At 61.6% G+C, this 18,917-nt stretch carries 17 protein-coding genes; 8 read left to right on the top strand and 9 right to left on the bottom strand.

Features of this window, described 5'->3' with window-relative positions; all coding sequences use genetic code 11:
• Positions 1–54: 54 nt before the first annotated feature.
• The 6 genes from QWZ03_RS19755 (at position 55) to QWZ03_RS19730 (ending at position 9,268) form a co-directional block, all read left to right on the top strand.
• Positions 55–510 carry a hypothetical protein gene (locus QWZ03_RS19755; RefSeq protein ID WP_290334336.1) on the top strand — a complete coding sequence of 152 codons (456 nt, stop codon included), beginning with the start codon at positions 55–57 and terminating at the stop codon, positions 508–510.
• Between the two features lie 9 nt (positions 511–519).
• Entirely contained in the window at positions 520–1,962 is a 1,443-nt protein-coding gene (gene tssK, locus QWZ03_RS19750) for a type VI secretion system baseplate subunit TssK (RefSeq protein WP_290334335.1), read from the top strand.
• Positions 1,955–2,728 carry a DotU family type IV/VI secretion system protein gene (locus tag QWZ03_RS19745; protein ID WP_284195989.1) on the top strand — a complete coding sequence of 258 codons (774 nt, stop codon included), beginning with the start codon at positions 1,955–1,957 and terminating at the stop codon, positions 2,726–2,728. The genes tssK and QWZ03_RS19745 overlap by 8 nt, the downstream gene beginning before the upstream one ends.
• A 4-nt stretch (positions 2,729–2,732) precedes the next feature.
• Complete coding sequence (locus tag QWZ03_RS19740) at positions 2,733–6,698, top strand: type VI secretion system protein (protein ID WP_290334334.1); 3,966 nt, start codon at positions 2,733–2,735, stop codon at positions 6,696–6,698.
• A 5-nt stretch (positions 6,699–6,703) separates the two neighbouring features.
• On the top strand, positions 6,704–7,870 hold the full coding sequence (gene tssA, locus QWZ03_RS19735; RefSeq protein ID WP_290334333.1) for a type VI secretion system protein TssA: 1,167 nt from the start codon (positions 6,704–6,706) through the stop codon (positions 7,868–7,870).
• A 216-nt stretch (positions 7,871–8,086) separates the two neighbouring features.
• Positions 8,087–9,268, top strand: a complete 1,182-nt coding sequence (locus QWZ03_RS19730; RefSeq protein WP_290334332.1) for a GNAT family N-acetyltransferase — start codon at positions 8,087–8,089, stop codon at positions 9,266–9,268.
• Here QWZ03_RS19730 and QWZ03_RS19725 read toward each other — a convergent pair.
• From QWZ03_RS19725 to QWZ03_RS19700, 6 genes are all read right to left on the bottom strand, one after another.
• A complete protein-coding gene (locus QWZ03_RS19725; protein WP_290334331.1) occupies positions 9,265–9,699 on the bottom strand; it encodes a hypothetical protein in 435 nt (144 codons plus the stop codon). The genes QWZ03_RS19730 and QWZ03_RS19725 overlap by 4 nt on opposite strands.
• 183 nt (positions 9,700–9,882) lie before the next feature.
• Complete coding sequence (locus QWZ03_RS19720; protein WP_290334330.1) at positions 9,883–10,224, bottom strand: copper-binding protein; 342 nt, start codon at positions 10,222–10,224, stop codon at positions 9,883–9,885.
• A gap of 51 nt (positions 10,225–10,275) precedes the next feature.
• Positions 10,276–10,782: a cupredoxin domain-containing protein gene (locus QWZ03_RS19715; RefSeq protein ID WP_290334329.1), complete on the bottom strand. Its 507-nt coding sequence runs from the start codon at positions 10,780–10,782 to the stop codon at positions 10,276–10,278.
• Between the two features lie 24 nt (positions 10,783–10,806).
• Positions 10,807–12,177: a multicopper oxidase family protein gene (locus tag QWZ03_RS19710; RefSeq protein ID WP_290334328.1), complete on the bottom strand. Its 1,371-nt coding sequence runs from the start codon at positions 12,175–12,177 to the stop codon at positions 10,807–10,809.
• 14 nt (positions 12,178–12,191) lie between these two features.
• The gene (locus QWZ03_RS19705; RefSeq protein WP_290334327.1) at positions 12,192–13,619 is read right to left on the bottom strand and encodes a TolC family protein; all 1,428 of its coding nucleotides are present in this window, start codon (positions 13,617–13,619) and stop codon (positions 12,192–12,194) included.
• A complete protein-coding gene (locus QWZ03_RS19700) occupies positions 13,616–13,936 on the bottom strand; it encodes a hypothetical protein (RefSeq protein ID WP_290334326.1) in 321 nt (106 codons plus the stop codon). The genes QWZ03_RS19705 and QWZ03_RS19700 overlap by 4 nt, the downstream gene beginning before the upstream one ends.
• 135 nt (positions 13,937–14,071) lie before the next feature.
• Here QWZ03_RS19700 and QWZ03_RS19695 point away from each other — a divergent pair, with 135 nt between their 5' ends.
• Positions 14,072–14,743 carry a heavy metal response regulator transcription factor gene (locus QWZ03_RS19695; RefSeq protein ID WP_290334324.1) on the top strand — a complete coding sequence of 224 codons (672 nt, stop codon included), beginning with the start codon at positions 14,072–14,074 and terminating at the stop codon, positions 14,741–14,743.
• A complete protein-coding gene (locus QWZ03_RS19690) occupies positions 14,740–16,131 on the top strand; it encodes a heavy metal sensor histidine kinase (RefSeq protein ID WP_290334323.1) in 1,392 nt (463 codons plus the stop codon). The genes QWZ03_RS19695 and QWZ03_RS19690 overlap by 4 nt, the downstream gene beginning before the upstream one ends.
• A gap of 77 nt (positions 16,132–16,208) precedes the next feature.
• Here the strand turns inward: QWZ03_RS19690 and QWZ03_RS19685 are convergent, their stop codons facing one another.
• From QWZ03_RS19685 to zapE, 3 genes are read right to left on the bottom strand one after another with little or no spacing between them, the layout of a single operon-like run.
• Entirely contained in the window at positions 16,209–16,499 is a 291-nt protein-coding gene (locus QWZ03_RS19685; protein WP_290334322.1) for a hypothetical protein, read from the bottom strand.
• Positions 16,500–16,522: 23 nt separating this feature from the next.
• Entirely contained in the window at positions 16,523–17,518 is a 996-nt protein-coding gene (locus tag QWZ03_RS19680) for an NAD(P)H-quinone oxidoreductase (protein ID WP_290334321.1), read from the bottom strand.
• Positions 17,515–18,675, bottom strand: coding sequence for a cell division protein ZapE (zapE, locus tag QWZ03_RS19675; protein ID WP_290334320.1), 1,161 nt, complete (start codon positions 18,673–18,675; stop codon positions 17,515–17,517). The genes QWZ03_RS19680 and zapE overlap by 4 nt, the downstream gene beginning before the upstream one ends.
• Between the last annotated feature and the right edge of the window lie 242 nt (positions 18,676–18,917).

Here is an 18,917-nt window from a genome sequence, read left to right as displayed (position 1 = left end):
CCTTCTTCCCAACCCAGGCAGGCAGGCAGGACATGGCCGCACTGGCTGCCATTGATGCTGTTGATACTGCTCCTGCAGGGCTGCGGCGCCATGAGCAGCGTGGCCGGCTGGGTAGGCTTGGGTGGGCCACCCAAGGCCGATCTCCGGGAATTGCGTCTGGTGTCGGACATCGGCGCCAACAGCGATAGCGCGACCCGCGTGGATATCGTCCTGGTGTTCGAACAATCAGCCATCGGCTCGCTGCCCAAGACGGCACCAGAGTGGTTTGCCCAGAAGCAGGCACTGCTGGATGGCATGCCTACGGCATTGCAGGTCGTTGCACTGGAATTGCCGCCGGCACATGTGTTGGACCCCGTCCCCCTACCGGGCAGAACGGGCAAGGCATTGGCCATCAGGGCATATGCCGACATGCAGTCGTCCCATGGGCAGCATGTGCTGGACCTGACTTTTACCAAGGCTGCAGAGCTACGCCTGCGTGCCAATGATTACCGCTTCACCGTGCTCAACTAGGAAAGCGCCATGGATATCACCACTCTCATGCCCGAAGCCGTGCAATGGTCGGAAGGGATGCTGCTGTCACCCCAGCATCTGCAGCAGAACGATATCTATTGGTCGCATCAGCTGCGCCACCTTGCCGGTTGCCTGCAGCCCTATTACTGGGGGCTGCTGGATCTGGCCTACGACGAAGCCGCGCTGGCCGCTGGCAACCTCAGGATCACCCGCCTGCATGCCGTCATGCCCGATGGCGTACCAGTGCAGTATCCAGGCCACCATACCGACGACTATGGGCAGCCCCTGACGCTGGATCTGAAGACCATTGAAGGCTGGAACGAAGGGCCACTCAGGGTCTTTGTCGGCATTCCCATACGGGCAGAGGGTGCCGCCAGCGTCACCAGCCGCATCCAGCGCTTCAATGCCGTGCCAGGGCACCTGGAGGTGGACGAGAACACTGGTGAGGATCGTATGGAGGTAGGCCGCCTGCGGCCACGGTTGCAATTGCTGCCTGGCATACGCATACCTGCCAAGTATGAATCCTTCCCATTGCTGGAGGTGGTACGCGATGCGGTTGGCCACTACCATGTCGGGCCTTACCACCCACCCCTGCTGCGGTTCTGCGCCGCCACCTTCCTGGAGGAGCGCCAGATAAGCCTGAAGCTGAATGCGCTGACTGAAACCATGCGCGGCAAGATTCGCGATCTGGTAGGTGGCCGGGAGGTGGCCGACAATGTGGGCAGGCTGGATCGGGATGGCCGGCAGCAGCTATATGCCGCACGCCACCTGGCTTCCATGCTGCCCTTGCTGGAATTGAGGCTGCGCGCCGGTGTCAGCCACCCACATGATATCTATATGTGCCTTGCCGCCATGGCGGGCCAGATTGCCGCGCTGGGTGCCAACCCTACGCCACCCGTGCTGGATGCCTATAGGCACGAGGATTTCCTGCCTGGCATGTTGACCTTGCTGGGGTATATCGAAACCCGCCTGGCACTCTTGAATGCCCCGTTTGAGGCCATGCTATTCGAGCGACTGTCGCCCACCAGCTTTATGCGCCAGCTACCCGAGGAACTACGCCCGGATGCCCTGGTGATTGAGGTGCGGGGCAGCGATGGGGTGAGCCCGGCAAGCCTGCGGCAGTGGATGCAGCACGCCAGGGTGGCCAGCGATGACCTGATGCCCGTGCTGGAGCAACGCCGCCTGCCCGGCGCCAGCGTGCGGCAACTGCCGGCAAATCAATACAGTGGTCTGAACGTCTCGGACGGCGCGTTGCTGTTCGAGATCAGCAACAAGGCCATCGATGTGGGTGACAAGCTGTTGCCGGTAATACGCCAAGGCCGCCCACTGCTGGTGCAGGGTCCGATGGAAGGACAGTCGCCGCGCGAGATCGTGCTGCACCTGACCCGGTCCATGCCGCAGTCCAAGCCCCAGGCCACCGTAGACATCCACGAGGTGGCGCACGATGACTGATACCACGTGGTCCGATGGCGCCCTGCTGGCCCGGTTTACCGAGTTCTATGAAGATGTGGCCGTGATCAAGCAGGCCATCGCGCACGGCAGGTTGCCGCTGCTGCTGGGTGGTGATCTGCCCGCCCATGCCAGCCCGGCAGACCTTGCCAGCATGGTCAGCGGCAGGTTGTCGCAACGCTTGCTTCAGCAAGGGCGGGAAATGGCGGTGTCGTCGCCGGAAGCCGAGTTGCGTGCCTACCGCATCGTCCAGTTCGTCATGGCTGGCCTGGGCGACGAGGTGTTCATCCTGGAGGTGGACTGGCCCGGCAATACCCACTGGTTGTCCAACCTGATCGAATACGCCCTGTTCCGTCGCCAACAAGCCGGCAGGACCTATTTCGAGCTGCTGGGCAACCTGCTACATACCCGTGGACGGGGCCGTCTCCAGCTGGAATTGGGCATCATCTTTCTGCTAACCCTGCAACTGGGCTTCAAGGGAGAGTATCGGGGCCAGCACGGCCAGGCTGCCCTGGCCAGCTATCGCAGCAAGTTGTTGCGCTACATCGCTGATCGGCGCCCGCTCGTTTCGGCCGACAAGCCGGTGTTCTCGCAAGCCTACTCCCACACGCTCATCGTCAAGGATGACCACCGGCTGGCCCCCATGAAGCCCTGGTATCGAGCCGGTGCAATAGCGCTGCTGGTTTACCTGGTGGTCTCCACGGCCATCTGGCTGCAGACGCTCGTTCCGCTGACTGCCAAGCTCGATAGCTATATGGGCGGGGGCTAGCGTCATGGCAAAGAGCCTGAATCTAGGGTCTATTCCTTACCAGCCCCACGCGGAGACCTGGAGCCTGCCGGTTTTGTTGGGCCTTGGTTGCGGTGCCATTATTCTGGTGCTGCTGGTGTGGCTGCTGCTGCGCAGTCGCCGCCCTGCCGTAGCCAAGCCCGCAGCTGCCGCGCCAGCTGCGGCGGCAAGTACCCCTGCCAAGCCTGCGTCCACTGCCAGCCTGTCACCCCAGCACTGGGCTGATGTGATGCTGGGGGCGTTGCGCTACCTCAGTACCCGGCGGGAATGGCGCTACCGTAGCCCCTGGGTGCTCCTGCTGGGCGAACAAGGTGCAGGCAAGTCAAGCCTGGTTGCATCCTTGCAGGATGGCCAGCGCGAGGCTGTCCTGTTGCGCGAACAGAAACTGCCGGTCACCGATACTCAATGGCATTTCTGCAGCGGCGGCGCCGTAGTCGACCCCAACGGGCTGTTACCTGCGGCGGAGACTGACAGCAACGAAGGAAAGCGCTGGCTCAAGGTGCTGGATGCCATTGATAGCCGCCGGCCGGAACGGCCGATTGACGCAGTTGTTCTGACCATCTCGGCGGCCACCCTGTTGCGCGCCGATACAACAACCCTGCAGGATTTGGCTGAATCGTGCTATCGACAGCTCTGGCAGTTGCAGAAGCGATTTGAGTTCGTCTTGCCTGTGTACGTGGTGCTGACCCAGTGCGACGCCATTGCCGGCTATCGGGCATTCTGGTCGGCGCAACCTGTGGCAAGGCGCAAGGAGATATGGGGCTGGTCCAATCCCTCGCTGACCGACTACGAGGATATACCCGGGCTGCTGAAACAGCTGTTTACCGAGCAGATCAATAGTCTGCGGCAGTTGCAGATTGAGGCGGCCGCCGGGCGCGACCAGATTGCCGATGCAGATGACTTTTTCCTGTTTCCGCAACGCTTCGGCAGGCTGTCCGTACCATTGGGCGCCTTGCTGGAGACCGTACTGAAGCCCAGCACCTATCATGCCGGTTTTTATTTTCGCGGCGTTTACTTCAGTGGCAGCCTGGCAGCGGATGGCGCCACACCCAGCGGTGTCAGCGCCCAGATCGACTTCGTCGAGAACCTGTTCACCCAGAAGATACTGGCCGAATCCGGCCTGGCCCGTCCTGTCAGGCAAAGTATCTGGTCGCGTAACAACCTGATCCGCCGGTTCCAGTTTGGCGGGCTTGCCATTGTGTGCGGCCTGTTTGCCGCGCTGGCCTGGAGCAGTGTGCAGCTGCGGCAGCAGACCGCCAGCCTGGGCAACGCCTTTGACATGGTCCACACCGTCAGCGAGCAGAGCATACGCAAGGGCCGCTGCCTTGGGCAGTCAGAAGTCTATGGTGTGCTCAAGGCGGTGGGCAGCCTCAAGGCCGATCTCGGCTTTGCCGCCATTCCCGCCTCATGGGTGGATACGCGCATGGTCGACGATGCCAGCAAGTGGCTGTCGCAGAAAGCCTTCCAGGATGTGGTGATGCCCAGCATTGCCTGCAAGCTGGAGCGACGAGCCCAGGAGCTGGCTGGTTTTCAGGGTAAGCGACGAGTGGACAATCTGATCACCAGCAGCAGCGTTGCCGCAGCCAATGCCGATCTGGACGGCTATGTCGCCAGCGTAATTGAGTTGGAGAGCAATCTGGATGCCTTCCGCGAGCTGGCCCTGCCCGGTGGTGATTCGGCCAAGCAGCGGCAGGTGCAGTTGTTTGAGCAACTGAGCCATTACGCCTATGGCACGCCACCACCCACACAACGCAACGGCCTCAACAGCCTGTATTACGAGTCGCTTGCCCGCCTGCACTACAAAACACCCTTGACCCTGCCCAGCCAGATGAAGGAAGGCATAGCGCGCCAGATTGATCTGCAGTCCGACGGCTTGCGCAAGGAACTGCTGGAGCGCATAGACCTGGGCGAGCGCCTGGTGCAGATGCTCGGCACCGACAACAACACCGCTGGCCAGACTGCAGTGATGGAGCATCTGGTGGCTTTGCAAGACTGGCTGGGCTGGATGCGTTCTAACTGGCTGGGCAATCCACGCGGCGGCAACCCCTGCGTGAACACCGGTAATCGCCTGGCCGAGCGCCTCCAGCCACTGTATCAGCGCCACGGCTATCCCATGCACCTCGCAGATGTTGATGCCCACTTCAGCCCCACCCACTGCACCGAGCCCGCGCTGGCCAAGATGAAGTCCTTGACGCTGCCGCCCTACGGTGCGGTGTTCGTACCAGCAGGGGAGGACTACACGCTGAACCCGGCACTGGCACCTGAATTGACCGGCTTTGTGGCCTTGCGCAAGCTTAGCTTCATGCCCCTTGAGGGTCGCCAGAACCTGAGCTGCCAGTTTGCCCAGGCTGGCTGGCGCCAGGAGCAGCTGGGGCAGGCCGCCAGCTACCTGCGCGAGTACCAGAGCTTCGCCACCGCACAAAGCGTCAGTGAAGACGGAGACCGCCCTCTGTTTGATCGTCTGGCGCGCCGACAGCTGCAATTGGTGCTCAATGCCACGCTCAGCGATGCCCAGAAAAAGCCGCTGGACTGGCACGCAGCCGGCCAGGCAGACCAGGAATCACAGATGGCCAGCCAGAGCGCCAATTTTGGCAAGCAACTTGATGCCCTGAACAAGCTGCTCACTCAGTTGCAGCAGGTCAATGGTGCCGGCGGTGCCGAACCCTTCAGCCGCTGCCTGCGTGAATACGCCGGCGACATGCTGCTACGGGTGGATGCACTGGCCGAAAACAGCAAGCTCTACCAGCCTGAGTCCGCCGTTGGTGAGATGGCTGGAGGGACGCACCCAGTCTATCTGTTTGGCGATAGTGGCCAGGTCAAGGAATACCTGGTGCAGCAAAGGGAGCGCAGTGCCGTACTGGCCGACTATGCAGCCCCCTTCGTCAGCCTGCTAGACCGTGGCGGCAGCCTGGGTACGGCCAATGGTGCCAGCCAGGGCTATTGGCGTAACACCATTACCGAACTCAAGCGCTATCGGGATTTCAAGGAGCCTGGCAGCTCACTGGGCTCGCTGGAGACACTGTTCAGCAAGACGCTGGCAACCCTGGACTACGAGACCTGTGGTACCAGCCTGGCGCAAGCAGGCAAGGCGGTAGAGGGATACGACCTCTATAGCCAGCGCTACCGCATGCTCTCGGCCCAAAGCCTATGGCGCTGCCAGGACAGGCGCGAGGCCGATGCCTATATGCGCTACCGCAAGCTGGCCAACCGTTTCAATCGCGAGCTGATAGGCCGTTACCCCTTTGCCGACAGCGATGCCCGCGACGCGGACCTGAACACCGTCCGTGCGTTCTTCCGCGACTATGATGCGGAGCGAGAGGGGCTGGACAAGGCCATTGCCGGCCTTAAACACAGCCGCTGGAACGATATACGGCGCTTCCTGGATAGGCTGGATACCGTGGCTGACTTCCTGCGGCCTACGCTGGGCACCTCCGAGGGTAGCCGGCCGGTTAGGCTGGGTGTTGGCTTCCGCGCCCTGTCACGCCAGACCATGGGGGCTGAGCAACTGATCAGTTGGCACCTGAGCACGGGCAGCGCCCTGGCCGAATACCCGGGGAGTACCCGCGACCTGGATTGGCCGTTTGGCGAAGCCATCGTGCTGGACCTGAACTGGGCAAAGCAATCAGCCTGGCGTCCGGTGGTGGATACGACGCAAACCACCTTGAGGGTGGATGGCAGCGTGGCCAGCTTTGCTGCCGCTGGCAACTGGGGCTTGCTGCGCTTTATCGAGGCACATCAGCCGGTGGCTTTGCCCAGCACCGACCCCCTGGACCCCAGCCGCTGGTTGCTGCAGTTCAATGTGCCACTAGCCGATAGCGCCAATCCGGCTGCCCGTAGCCATGCTCGGGTGTTCCTGGCGCTGACGCTCAATAGTATCGACCCCAAGACCCAGGCCGCGCAGCCCTTGCTGCTGCCGCGCGACTGGCCACGGGCCGCCCCCTTCTACTGGTGACCCCTATGCGCCCCGAACTTACGCAGAAGGCCAAGCAGTTTTTCCAGGACAGGCTGGGCATACCCCTGGAAGAGCTGCTGCTACCCATCGAACCGGATAAACCTACCGGGAAATCGGTACGCGGAAATGGTGTCTACAGCGCCATCAAGGAGGCCCGCCGCGAAGATGACGCCAGTGTGCCGCTGGGCGCCTGGGCGTATGAGCTGAAGCAGGCAGACTGGGACAAGGTCAGCGATATCGCCGCCCATGCGCTGGTCAGCAAGACCAAGGATCTGCAACTGGCTGCCTGGCTGCTGGAAGCACAGATCGCCAAGGTAGGCTTTGAGGCCATACCGGCATGCGTCCTGCTGATGCAGTCACTGTGCGAGCGCTATTGGGAAGCGCTTTACCCCCGCATAGACGAGGGCGACCAGGAGTATCGGGCCAACATCCTGCGCTGGGTCAATGAAAAGCTATTGCCCCAGATACGCCTGTTGCCTTTGACCAATGCCAACCGCAATGCCCGCGATTACGGCTGGGCAGACTTTGAGCAGGCCAAGCGCAATGAGCAGCTGCGCGCCATGCATGGCCGCCATGGCCAGCAGGAGATTGAGGGCACGACCCTGCAGGAGTTCCAGTCGGCGCTGTCGGCAACCTCTACCGAGTCGCACACCGCCTGCTATCGCCTGCTGGCTGATTCGCTGGAGGCGCTGGAATCCTTTGCCGCCACGCTGACCCAGCTTTGGGGCGAAGAAGCGCCCAGCCTTAACGGCCTGGCCGGCCTGCTGGAGCAGATACAGGCCTTGATCGCCGGTGAACTCTACAAACGGGGCGTGCGCCTTAGTGCCCCGCGTGGCAAGGAAGAGAAGCGAGAAGCCGTTGCCACAGTCAGCCAGAATGGTGGTGGCGGAAGCGACGGCGGCGATGGCGGTAGCGAGGACGATGGCGGTGAAGATGAGGGAGGTAATGGTGATGGCCCTATCCGCAGCCGTGCGGATGCCTATCACCGGCTGGCCGTGATTGCCGACTATCTGGCTGCTCGCGAACCGCACAGCCCAGTGCCCTACCTCATACTGCGCGCGGTGGAATGGGGCAATATGAATACCGCTGAGCTTTACCACGAGGTATTCATGAAATTTGGCGGTCAATTGAATGTATTCGAGCTGCTTGGGCTAGACCCCGAGCAAAAGTAGGTGCCTGCTGTGAGCTTACACCCTTGAAAACCGAGACCAACTTATGAGGACAACTTCAAGAGGACGACGAGCACCAGCGAAGCTCCCTCTCGGCGGCAAGGGCAGCGGTGCAGACTCAATCAGGAGTGGCCTGCGGGTTCAGGCTACCTTGCTGCCTACACTGGCCATCACCACCCGCAATGATTTGAGTCCATAACAGGCGAACAGGACGAGCAAATGGACGCACATGCCAAGACCCGCCACCCGGCTTTCCAGCTCGCGCCCTGTGCACCCAAGTCTTACGGTGCTTCGCCCGTGGCCGCGTTGTGCCGTCAGGTAAAGTGGGCCTCTGCAACCCTTGCGCCGACGGCATTTCCCGAACTGATGGCTGCAGCTGGATATCACCAGGCCGTGTTTGCCGCCATGCCCGATGACTTGCCACAGCGTATCCAGACTTGGCCGGAGGCGCTCTGGCTGGCATGGCGCCATGCCCTGCAGCAGTGCTGGCAGGCTGCCCAAGTGGCGGATGCCGATCTGGCGCGCAAGTTTACCCATTTTGGCTGGGCGCTGGAGCTATGGGGGCTGGTGCGCGATGCGCAGTATGTCCTGCGGGCGGCGAGCCGGGATCCTGCCGATTGCTGGCTGTGGCTGGCACGATGTGAAGCCGCCACAGGGCGGCTGCAGGAGGCCATGGCGTACCTGAGCCGGGTGCTGGTCAACGCCCCCTTGCATGCGGACGCTAGGCAGCTGCAGACCCGCATTGGCCCACGCCTACGCCAGCAGCAGGCATTGGCCGCCCAGGTGCGCAGTGGCCCCGTGCTGAGGCTGGAAAGCCTGAATGAGGCCCACGCCGCGGCGCTAGCCTGGCAGTACCGCGACCCGCATATCGCGCAAGCCACCGATCTGCCAGAACTGGCGGACGAAGCGGCCGTGCATGCCTGGCTGGCCGAACAAGCGGTAGAGGTGGGCAGGCACAACTACGCGGTCATGCATCTGCACTATGGTTTTATCGGGGTTGTCAGCTTGTCGGCAGTCGGGAGACAGGCGTTTATCCATTACTGGCTGGGTGTGGACTATCAAGGCCAGGGCCATGCCTTGCCCGCCACCACACTGCTTACCGCTCAGGCCAAGGCCATGGGCATGCAAACCCTGTTTACCTCGGTCCTGCCAGACAACAGGCGCTCCGTGCGTGTGCTGGATAGGTTGGGCTTTGGTGCGCTACCCGTGCCACCGCTACGCGACGCCGATGCGGCGCTACAGTTCTCCTGCCTGCACCTGAATGGCACTGCCATCGAACCCGAGGCAGACCTGGCAGCCTTGATGACACTATGCACCCAACTGGATGCGCCACTGCTGCTGGCAGATTCGGTCGATTCAACCACGCTCCTGGCACAAAGCGAGGCCACTATATGCCACTAGCGTGTGCCCCTACCCGGTTTCTTGATAGGTGTCGCCGCCATCTGTCCACCGCGCCCTGGCGGCAAGCCGCTATCGAGCGGACTGCGCTCGGTACCCAGGTGCATACGCGCCTTTACCCCCGGCATGGTCTCCAATCTGCCTATGGGTTGCCCGGTAAAGCCACCACGCAGGCTGGACTGGATGTCGGGGTTCAGTTGGGAAGTCAGTGCAACCTGATGGCGGCGGGGCAAGGGAATGTCCACCGTCGCCTGCATGGCACGCCGCGGCGAGGCCTGCGACATACCCCACTGTTCCAGTATCCGCAGCCTTGGATTCATGTCCTGCGGGTAGGCCACGCCCAGTACATCGCTCACACGGCTACCGCTGTCAGACCGTATCAGGCTGACCATATGCCGGCGATGTCGCAAGCCGAGGTGAAATGGAAGAGACATGACCATGCTCCGTGATGTAACTGGGTGGGCTAGCAACTGAATCAACTTGATTTGGCTGCCACAGCCAAAGGCCGTCGTAGGCAGAACAAGCTGCGTACCATGCACAAGCATAGCAAACCGCAGCCATGGACACCGACATCCTTGATCGCCTGGCGCTGCCTGACACCCGCCAGTGGGCAATCGCTATCGGCTTGCCGGCTGTATTGCCATGATGGTGTAGCCGTCCTGCAGTTTTTCCACTTTAAAGCGCACCTTATCGCCGGGTTTTACCTGGTCCAGAAAAGCGGCATCCTTCACCCGGAACACCATGGTCATGGGTGGCATCTCCAGGTTCTTGATTTCGCCATGCTTGATGGTGATCTTCTTTTGGTCGGCATCAATCTTCTTGATTTCGCCTTCGGTCAGCTGCTCATGATGGCTTGCATGTTCTGCCGCGGTAGGCGCCGAAGTTTCTGCGCTCGCGCTTAACGGAGCTGCCAGGGCGGCTATCGTGAAAAGACAGAGTGGGAGTACTTGCTTCAACATCGGAGTTCCTTCCGGGGATACAAGGGTTGCCAGAGGCTGGCGGCGATTGTGTCAGGGTTTGGCCGGCAAGACGGTGACACGGCCAACCATGCCAGCTTCAAAGTGGCCGGGAATCAGGCAGCCGAACATGAATTCGCCCGGCTTGTTGAACTCCCAGATGATTTCCTGTTTCTTGCTGGGCGGTACGTGCGCCATATAGGGCGAGTCATGTTCCATATTGGGGAACTTCTTCATGACTTCAGCGTGTTCCTTCAGCTTCTGCTCGGTACCCAATACCAGCTCATGCATGATCTTGCCCTTGTTGTGCAGCACAATACGCAGGGTGTCGCCTTGGCGCACCGTGATCTTGCTGTGGTTGTATCGCATGTTGTCGTGCATGCTGATATCAATGGTCCGGCTCACCTTTTTGGGGTCACCCTGGCGGCCAAACTCCTCCTGGTCGGCCGAAATTCCATGTTTATCAGCATGCGAGTTGGCTGCTCCACCATGTGCCCACGATTGTCCGACGGTAAGAAGCGAAGCCAGCGCCAAGGTAAACAGGGATAGTGAGTTACGCATGTGTTTTTTCCTAATGCTATTGAATCAATGGCCGCTGTGGCCGTTGGGTTTGATCACCTGGAGCGTCTTGCTGTCGGCAGGAGGCGCCTTGGCGCGCGTCGGTTCGGCCAGCTCTCCCGTCCACTCGTAAGCCACCGAGCCGGCAGGATACTTGTAGGGGCCGGGGTCCTTGTAGTCGCCAGGCTTGATATCGTCCCTGACCTTGAAGGTAGTGAACATACCACCCATCTCGATGGGGCCGAACTGACCCATGCCGGTCATCATGGGCAGGGTGTTGTCGGGCAGCGCCATTTCCATCTCACCCATGTCTGCCATGCCGCGTTCACCCATGACCATATACTCGGGCACCAGCTTGTTGATCTTGTCGACCAGCCCGCGATGATCCACCCCTATCATGGTGGGTACGTCATGCCCCATGGCATTCATGGTGTGGTGGGATTTATGGCAGTGAAACGCCCAATCACCAGGCCGATTGGCCACGAACTCGATGGCACGCATCTGCCCTACCGCCACATCGGTAGTCACTTCCGGCCAGCGCGCCGATTTGGGCACCCAGCCGCCATCGGTGCAAGTCACCTCGAAGTCCACGCCATGCAGATGGATAGGGTGGTTGGTCATGGTCAGATTGCCCACCCGGATGCGCACTCTGTCGTGGGTCCGTGCCACCAGTGAATCAATGCCGGGGAAGGACCGGCTGTTCCAGGTCCACAGATTGAAGTCGGTCATGGTATTGACCTTGGGCGTGTAGCTGCCAGGATCAATGTCGTAGGCATTCAGCAAGAACACGAAATCGCGGTCTACTGCCATGAACTTGGGGTTACGTGGGTGGACAACCAGCGACCCCATCATGCCCATGGCCATCTGCGTCATTTCGTCCGCATGCGGGTGGTACATGAAGGTGCCCGACTTGATCATCTCGAACTCATAGACAAAAGTCTTGCCCGGCTTGATCTGAGGTTGATTCAGACCACCCACACCATCCATGCCATTGGGCAGCAGAATGCCGTGCCAGTGCACCGTGGTATGTTCAGGCAGGCGATTGGTGACAAAAATCCGCACCTTGTCGCCCTCCACGCACTCTATGGTCGGCCCAGGGCTTTGGCCGTTGTAACCCCACAGATTGGCCTTCATGCCGGGTGCAATCTCCCGCACTACCGGTTCGGCCACTAGGTGGAACTCCTTCCAGCCGTCGCGCATGCGCCACGGCAGCGTCCAGCCGTTGAGTGTCACAACCGGGTTATAGGGCCGCCCGTTCGGCGGGTGCAGCGGTGGCTGCATGGCTGCGCTGTCCTGGCTGGCGGCCTCCGGCAGACTGGCCGCCCCCACGCGCGATACGGTGGCCGCCCCAACCAGACCTGCGGCGGCTTGTTGCAGAAACTGTCTGCGATTGCTCATCTGTGCTTCCTAAACTAGTGTCCGCCACCGGCAGGCGGCATCCCTATCGGGCCTTCGGCTTGCTGGCGCGTTGGGCCACCAGCGGTCGCTGCCATTTCCAGATTGGCGTCGGCCTCCCAGAAGGCGCGCAATGCCTCCACATAGGCGTTCACGCTGCCAACCTGCTCCCTGGCGTCGGCCAGCAACTCGAACACGCCTATCAACATGCCGTTGTAACGCAGCAGGTTTTCTTCGGAGATTGATTTACGCAGCGGCACGATTTCATCACGGTAGTGCTTGGCTAGGTCGTAGGCGCTGCGATAGCCCAGATAGCTGGTTCGCAACTCCGACTCGGCGTTGATCCCGATTTCGGCTGCCCGGTTAAAGGCAATGCGGTAGCTAGCCTCGGCCCGCGCCACCTTGGCGCCGCTCCAGTCGAACAACGGCAGTTGCAGCTCCAGTTCATACCCTCGGCTACGATGCCCGTCATTGGTGCTGTTGCGCAGGTAGGAGGTTTCCAGTGCGTTGACGAAGCCCGTGGATCGAGTCAGCCCCAACGAACTCGCCAATCCGCTCACTTCATGCTTGGCCATCTGGATATCCAACCGGTTCTGTACCGCAGTCTGAGCAGCCGTATCGAATTCGCGCGGCTTGGCCGGAAGATCGGGCAGGCGCTCTGGCAAGGCCAGTCGTCTGGCATCCGGGCCGGCCAGGCCTGACAGGCGTATCAACTGCTCCCTGGCCTCTATCGCCGCCTGTCTGGCGCGCGCCAATTGGGCCGTGGCTTCGGCGTAATAGGCCTGCTCGCGAGCATAGGCCAGCTTGCTGAAATTACCCACGGCGGCCATGCGCTTGGCCAGAGTGGCGCTGGCCTCAGCCGCCTCGTTCACATCCGCCATATAGCGGGCCGATTGCTCCGCCGCCACGGCATTGACCCAGGCCTTACGGGTGTCCAGCGCGATGCGGGTGATGTCGCCTGCCACACGCAGTTTCTCCTGCTCTACCTTGCGTGTCTCGATTGCCGTACGCCACGGAATGAACAACACACCCAGGATATCGATGCGAAAGGCCCGTTCGTATTCAACCTCATCGCCACTACGCAGCTTGCCGAAGCTGAGTGTGGGGTTCTCCAGGCGCGAAGCCTGCGCCAGCTCGGCTTGGGCTACGCCTATCTGGGCCAGCTTAGCCTGCACCGACCGGTTATTGAGCATGGCCAGCCGCACTGCATCGTCGGCCCCCAAGGGCTTGGACAGCAGCGCATCAACGGCCTTGGCCCGGTCGCGCTCATCGGCTTCGCTCACCACCAGCTTCAGTGCGCCCGAGTGCCCCCCACCGACCCATTGCTTCATATCGGCAATGGCGCCATCGGGCGAGACCGATGCGCAGCCCGCCAGCAGTGCCACCAGCACCGCAGCCAAGCCCTGCCTGGCGCGGGCATGTTGCGCCACACCAGCAAGCCTCATTGCTTGCCTCCTGCGTGTTGGTGCTCAGCCGGCGCAGCGCCAGGCTGCTGCTGATCGGTCATCTTCTTGCCGTGATGCGCGTGGTGATGCTTCATGTCTGCCTGCCCTGGCTGCGCTTTGGCATGCCCGGCATGCCCGCCCAGTACAGCCATCTCCTTGTTGGCTGCCTGCCATTGCGGTGGCGGCAACTGGGCCTGCCAGGGTGCATAGGCATCAAAGGCCGACTGATAAACCGCCGCGGCGGGCACAGGCTCTACCGCAGCAGCCCCCAAGGCCACCATGCCGACAAGTGCCACCAATCCAATATGCGACCGCATCTACACCTCCTGCTAAGTTGCCACTTACTTTAGGTGGCGCCGCTCGTCATCAAGCTGACATTCTGATTACAAATTTGTAATGTTCGACGCCGACAACGTCGCACGCTTAGGATGTGAGCCTGGATGGAGGGCGCTATGCGCATATTACTGGCTGAGGATGAGATACACGCTGGCGAATACCTGGTCAAAGGGCTAGGTGAGAATGGTCTTCTGGTGGATTGGGTCAGGAATGGGCTGGATGTCATCCCTCAGACCGCCAGCATCGATTACGACCTGGTGATACTCGATGTCGGCCTGCCGGGGCTGGATGGTTGGGAGGTACTGCGGCGGCTGCGCCCAGCGCAGACCATGCCGGTGCTGTTTCTGACAGCCCGTGATCGGGTGGAAGACCGGGTAAAGGGGCTGGAGCTGGGCGCAGACGACTATCTGATCAAGCCGTTCGCCTTCTCTGAGCTGCTGGCACGCGTGCATGTGCAGCTACGGCGAGGCAAACAGCAGGAGCTGGAAGTGTTGTCGTTGGCGGATCTGGAAGTACACCTGTTGCGGCGGCGGGTGGAACGCAGTGGACAGCGCATAGACCTGACCGCCAAGGAGTATGCCCTGCTGCTGCTCTTTCTGCGGCGCAAAGGCGAAGTGCTGTCCCGCACCCTGATTGCCGAGCAAGTCTGGGATATGAACTTCGATAGCGACACCAATGTGGTCGAAGTCGCCATACGGCGGCTGCGTGCCAAGATAGACGAGCCGTTTGATACCCCCTTGCTGCATACCGTCAGGGGCTTTGGCTATATCATGGAACAGCGGCCATGATGACCCTGCCAGGGCGAGCCAGCCTGGCCTTGCGGCTGGTGACCCTGTTTTCAGCCGGGTCCGCCATCATCATGGCCCTGGTGGGCTACACCCTGTACCACGCGCTGGGCATGCAGCTGGATGAGCGCGATACAGCCGAGATCAATGGCAAGACCGAAGTCGTACAGCATCAGCTGGCTGCCATCCCCCGCGCTGATGCCTTGGCCGAGCATGTCGGCAAGCTGCGCGAAATTACCGTGGGGCACCCCCATCTCAGCATAGGGCTACGCGCCGGTTCCGTCTGGCTGCTGCCGCCGCAGCCCGTGGTGCGCCGCGCGATACAGGGTGCACCGCTCCCTCCTGAGGGGCGCATCGTCACGCTGGAAGAGAGCGGCACGCGCTGGTGGGTCAGGCGCATCACGCACCATTGGGCTACCCCCCAACCCGCCAGTCTTGACGCCTATGTCGCCGTCGAAGTAACTGAATCGCAACGCATACTGCACTCACACAGAATGGTGGCCTTGCTGGTCGTCTTGCTTGGCACTGTTTGCAGTGGCCTGCTGGCCTATTTCGTGGCCCGTCGTGGTCTGGCGCCGCTAAGCCAACTTGCAGCACAGGCCGAGCTACTGACGGCCGACCAGTTGGGCGCGCCTTTGGATGTCGAACGGGCGCCGGGCGAGGTGCGTGGCGTAGTCGAAAGCCTGAACCGCATGCTGGCACGGCTGCACGAAAGCTTCCGTAGCCTGGAGCAGTTCTCCGCAGACATTGCCCACGAGCTGCGCACCCCGCTGAACAACCTGATGCTGCAGACCCAGGTCACCCTGAGCCGCCCGCGCGACGCAGATAGCTACCACGAAGCGCTGCTCTCCAATCTGGAAGAACTGGAACGGATGCAGCGCATGGTGCTGGACATGCTGTTTCTGGCACGCGCAGACCGTGGCATGCTGACCTTGCAACGCCAGGCGCTGGATCTGCGCGCCGAGGCCGACAGCCTGGCCGAATTTTTCGAACTGGCCGCGTCCGAGCACCACCAGACCATCACCGTGACAGGCGCGGCCACGGTATGGGGCGACCGCCTGATGGTGCGCCGCGCCCTGACCAACCTGCTATCCAATGCAGTACGCTACGCCCCGCTGAAGGCCGCCATCAGCATCACATTGGAGGCGGGCGCCGACACGGCCAGCGTTACGGTGTCCAATCCCGGCCCGCCTATCTCCCCCACCGAACTGCAACACCTGGTTACCCGCTTTGCCAGGGGCGACGACGCCCGCAGCCGTGACACCGATGGCGTGGGCCTGGGGCTGGCTATCGTGGATTCCATCATCCGCCTGCACCAGGGAGAGATGACGGTCAGTAGTGCATCGGGGCGGATTGGGGTTTGCTTGCGTTTTCCCGCGTATATTGCTTGACCAGTCGACACTGGTATAAGGGTTTAGGCCTTCACAACCACTTTGCCTGGGACTGCTACGGTGGTACCTCAAGCCTACTACTGCAAAGGCTTGACCTGCACATTGCCGCGCTCAGCAGCAGTCTTGGCCGCAGCTTCGTCCGCAGCCGCTTTGGCGGCGGCCTCTTCGGCGGCCTTGTCCTTGCTGGCGGCCTCTACCGCCCAGCTACCGGCTTTCACCACGCCCTTGCCAGTCGCGATGGCCACATCGGCCGTCACTTCTACCGCGGTAGCTGCGAGGCTCACTGCCGTACCGGCCACGCTGATGACGGCGCAACCACCCAGGCTGCCTATGATGGCAAACAGCCCTATCCAACGTGCTAATTGCATACTTGCTTCCCGAGTTGCCTGCTTCAATCGACGCACAATACCACTTTGCCACAGTTGCGGTTGTCTTCCAGATAGCGGTGTGCCTGGGCGGCATCGGCCCAGGCAAAGGTCTGGTCCAGTGTCAGTTTGACCTCGCCTGCTGCCAGTGCCGGTAGCACCGTGTCGCGCAGCGCGGCGGTCAGGCAGGCTTTTACCGCCCGCGGCTGCGGCCGCAGCGTGGAGCCGCGCACCGATAGACGCTTTACCAGCAGCCGGCCGATATCGAGCTGCGCTCCTGCGCCCCCCATCAAGCCAATGACAACCAATCTGCCATCGGGTTTCAGGCTGGCCAGATTGCCCTCCAGATAAGCACCGCCTATGCAGTCCAGTATCAGTTCCACGCCACCTGCGGCTTTGACCTCGGCGGCAAAATCCGCCGTGCGGTAGTTGATGGCTAGGCGAGCGCCCAGGCTGCTGCAGTAAGCCGCTTTCGCTTCACTGCCCACCGTGGCGATGGCGCTGGCGCCCAGCAGCCTGGCCAGTTGTATGGCCGCCGCGCCCACGCCGCTAGCGCCTGCATGCACCAGTGCCGTTTCACCAGCCTGCAGGCCACCGAGCACCACCAAGTTGAGCCAAGCTGTCATCCAGGCTTCCGGCAGGCTGGCGGCGGCTTCTATGCTGAGCCAGGAGGGTCGTAATACGGCGCAGTCGGCATCGAGCACGGCATATTGGGCATAGCCGCCGCCTGCTACCAGGCCGAACACGGCATCGCCTAGGGCAAACCCGGTAACGCCCTCGCCCAGCGCAGCGACTTCGCCTGCAACCTCCAGGCCCAGTATGGGCGATGCACCGGGCGGTGCCGGGTAGCGCCCTTCTCGTTGCACGATATCGGCGCGGTTGACGCCGGCAGCCTGCACACGCACCAGTAGTTGCCCGGCAGCCGGTATCGGTGTAGCGGTAGTGCCCATATATAGCGTATCGGCTCCACCGGGCGCGGTTTGCAGTAACGCACGCATGGTGGCTGGCGGTGGCGTGCTCATGTCAATGCCACGCTCATGGCGGCGTCCTTTACCTTGCCAGCCTCATGCGGCAGGGCCAGGTAGTCGGTGGATTGCATCTCGGTCAGGCGGCTGGCGGTGCGGAAGAACTCATGGGCAAAGCTGCCTTCGGTGTAGATAGCCTCGGCTTCGGTCTGGGCCGAAATGATCAGCTTGACCCGGTAGTCGTAGAAAACATCTACCAGCCAGGTCAGCCGCCGTGCGGCCGATGCCTCCTTGGCGGTCAGCACGGGCACATCAGACAGAATCACGGTGTGGTACTGCCGCGCCAGCCATAGGTAATCGGTTTGCGAGCGCGGGCCATCGCACAGTTCCTTGAAGCTGAACCACACCACCCCAGGTGCGTGGCGCAGGGCGTTGACCTTGCGCTCCTCTATCACCATCTCGCAAGGCAGGTCGGATGCCGTTGCCAACTTGCTGAAGATGCTGGCCAACTCCCGGTCGGTATCGGGCGTGATGGGAGTGAGATAGGTGCGCGCCTGGGTCAGGGTGCGCATGCGGTAGTCGTTGCCACCATCGACATTGACGACCTCTACATGCTGCTTGAGCAAGGCGATGGTGGGCAGGAAGTTATGGCGCTGCAGACCATTGGGGTAGAGGTCGTCCGGTGCATAGTTGCTGGTGGCCACCAGCACAGTGCCCAGGTCGAACAAGTGGGTGAACAAGCGCCCCAGTATCATGGCATCGGCGATATCCGAGACATGGAATTCGTCGAAGCACAGTACCCGCGTATGCCTGGCGATGTTGGCGGCCACGGTAGCCAGCGGGTCGGTTTCGTTCTTCAGCGCGCGCAGGCCATCGTGCACCTCTTGCATGAAGTGATGGAAATGCAGCCTGCGCTTGCGCTTATAGGGCAGGCAGGCAAAGAAGCCATCCATGAGGAAGCTCTTGCCGCGCCCTACCCCGCCCCAGAAATACAAGCCCTTGGGCACATCGGGCGAGGGCAGCAGGCTGCGGCCGAACAGCCGGTCGCGCTTGCGCTTGAATTCCAGCAGGTCGTCGTACAACCGCTGCAGGTGGCGTATGGCGTTTTCCTGCGATGCATCGCGCTGGAAACCTTCTTGCCGTGCGGCGGCCTCATACCACTGTAATGGTGGTGTGCCAGGCTGGATATGGGCGGTGAATACGTGTTGCGACATGGCAGACTTTGGTTGGCGCGATAAAACCGATTATAACTGTGACGCAAGCACGCACGCTCCCCGAAGCCTGGGTTCGTACAAGTGAGGGCAACGCAAGCACGAAGTTCTTGGGCCTGCCATAACTGCTAGGGCGCGCCACAATTCGCTTGAGCTGGCCTGCACGACTGGGAAAATGAGGTTTCGGGAGGTAGCTGCAAGACCTGACGTAACGACTCGTATATATTGGGGACTGGCCGCAGCCG

The organism is Chitinimonas viridis, from assembly GCF_030409555.1.
GTDB classification, from domain to species: domain Bacteria; phylum Pseudomonadota; class Gammaproteobacteria; order Burkholderiales; family Chitinimonadaceae; genus Chitinimonas; species Chitinimonas viridis.
This window is presented reverse-complemented; position numbering and strand designations above follow the sequence as displayed.

Bases quoted from the DNA above. Each gene is read 5' to 3' on its own strand.
- QWZ03_RS19755 (WP_290334336.1), top strand. From the start codon at position 55: ATGCTGTTGATACTGCTCCTGCAGGGCTGCGGCGCCATGAGCAGCGTG.
- tssK (WP_290334335.1), top strand. From the start codon at position 520: ATGGATATCACCACTCTCATGCCCGAAGCCGTGCAATGGTCGGAAGGG.
- QWZ03_RS19745 (WP_284195989.1), top strand. From the start codon at position 1,955: ATGACTGATACCACGTGGTCCGATGGCGCCCTGCTGGCCCGGTTTACC.
- QWZ03_RS19740 (WP_290334334.1), top strand. From the start codon at position 2,733: ATGGCAAAGAGCCTGAATCTAGGGTCTATTCCTTACCAGCCCCACGCG.
- tssA (WP_290334333.1), top strand. From the start codon at position 6,704: ATGCGCCCCGAACTTACGCAGAAGGCCAAGCAGTTTTTCCAGGACAGG.
- QWZ03_RS19730 (WP_290334332.1), top strand. From the start codon at position 8,087: ATGGACGCACATGCCAAGACCCGCCACCCGGCTTTCCAGCTCGCGCCC.
- QWZ03_RS19725 (WP_290334331.1), bottom strand. From the start codon at position 9,699: ATGTCTCTTCCATTTCACCTCGGCTTGCGACATCGCCGGCATATGGTC.
- QWZ03_RS19720 (WP_290334330.1), bottom strand. From the start codon at position 10,224: ATGTTGAAGCAAGTACTCCCACTCTGTCTTTTCACGATAGCCGCCCTG.
- QWZ03_RS19715 (WP_290334329.1), bottom strand. From the start codon at position 10,782: ATGCGTAACTCACTATCCCTGTTTACCTTGGCGCTGGCTTCGCTTCTT.
- QWZ03_RS19710 (WP_290334328.1), bottom strand. From the start codon at position 12,177: ATGAGCAATCGCAGACAGTTTCTGCAACAAGCCGCCGCAGGTCTGGTT.
- QWZ03_RS19705 (WP_290334327.1), bottom strand. From the start codon at position 13,619: ATGAGGCTTGCTGGTGTGGCGCAACATGCCCGCGCCAGGCAGGGCTTG.
- QWZ03_RS19700 (WP_290334326.1), bottom strand. From the start codon at position 13,936: ATGCGGTCGCATATTGGATTGGTGGCACTTGTCGGCATGGTGGCCTTG.
- QWZ03_RS19695 (WP_290334324.1), top strand. From the start codon at position 14,072: ATGCGCATATTACTGGCTGAGGATGAGATACACGCTGGCGAATACCTG.
- QWZ03_RS19690 (WP_290334323.1), top strand. From the start codon at position 14,740: ATGATGACCCTGCCAGGGCGAGCCAGCCTGGCCTTGCGGCTGGTGACC.
- QWZ03_RS19685 (WP_290334322.1), bottom strand. From the start codon at position 16,499: ATGCAATTAGCACGTTGGATAGGGCTGTTTGCCATCATAGGCAGCCTG.
- QWZ03_RS19680 (WP_290334321.1), bottom strand. From the start codon at position 17,518: ATGAGCACGCCACCGCCAGCCACCATGCGTGCGTTACTGCAAACCGCG.
- zapE (WP_290334320.1), bottom strand. From the start codon at position 18,675: ATGTCGCAACACGTATTCACCGCCCATATCCAGCCTGGCACACCACCA.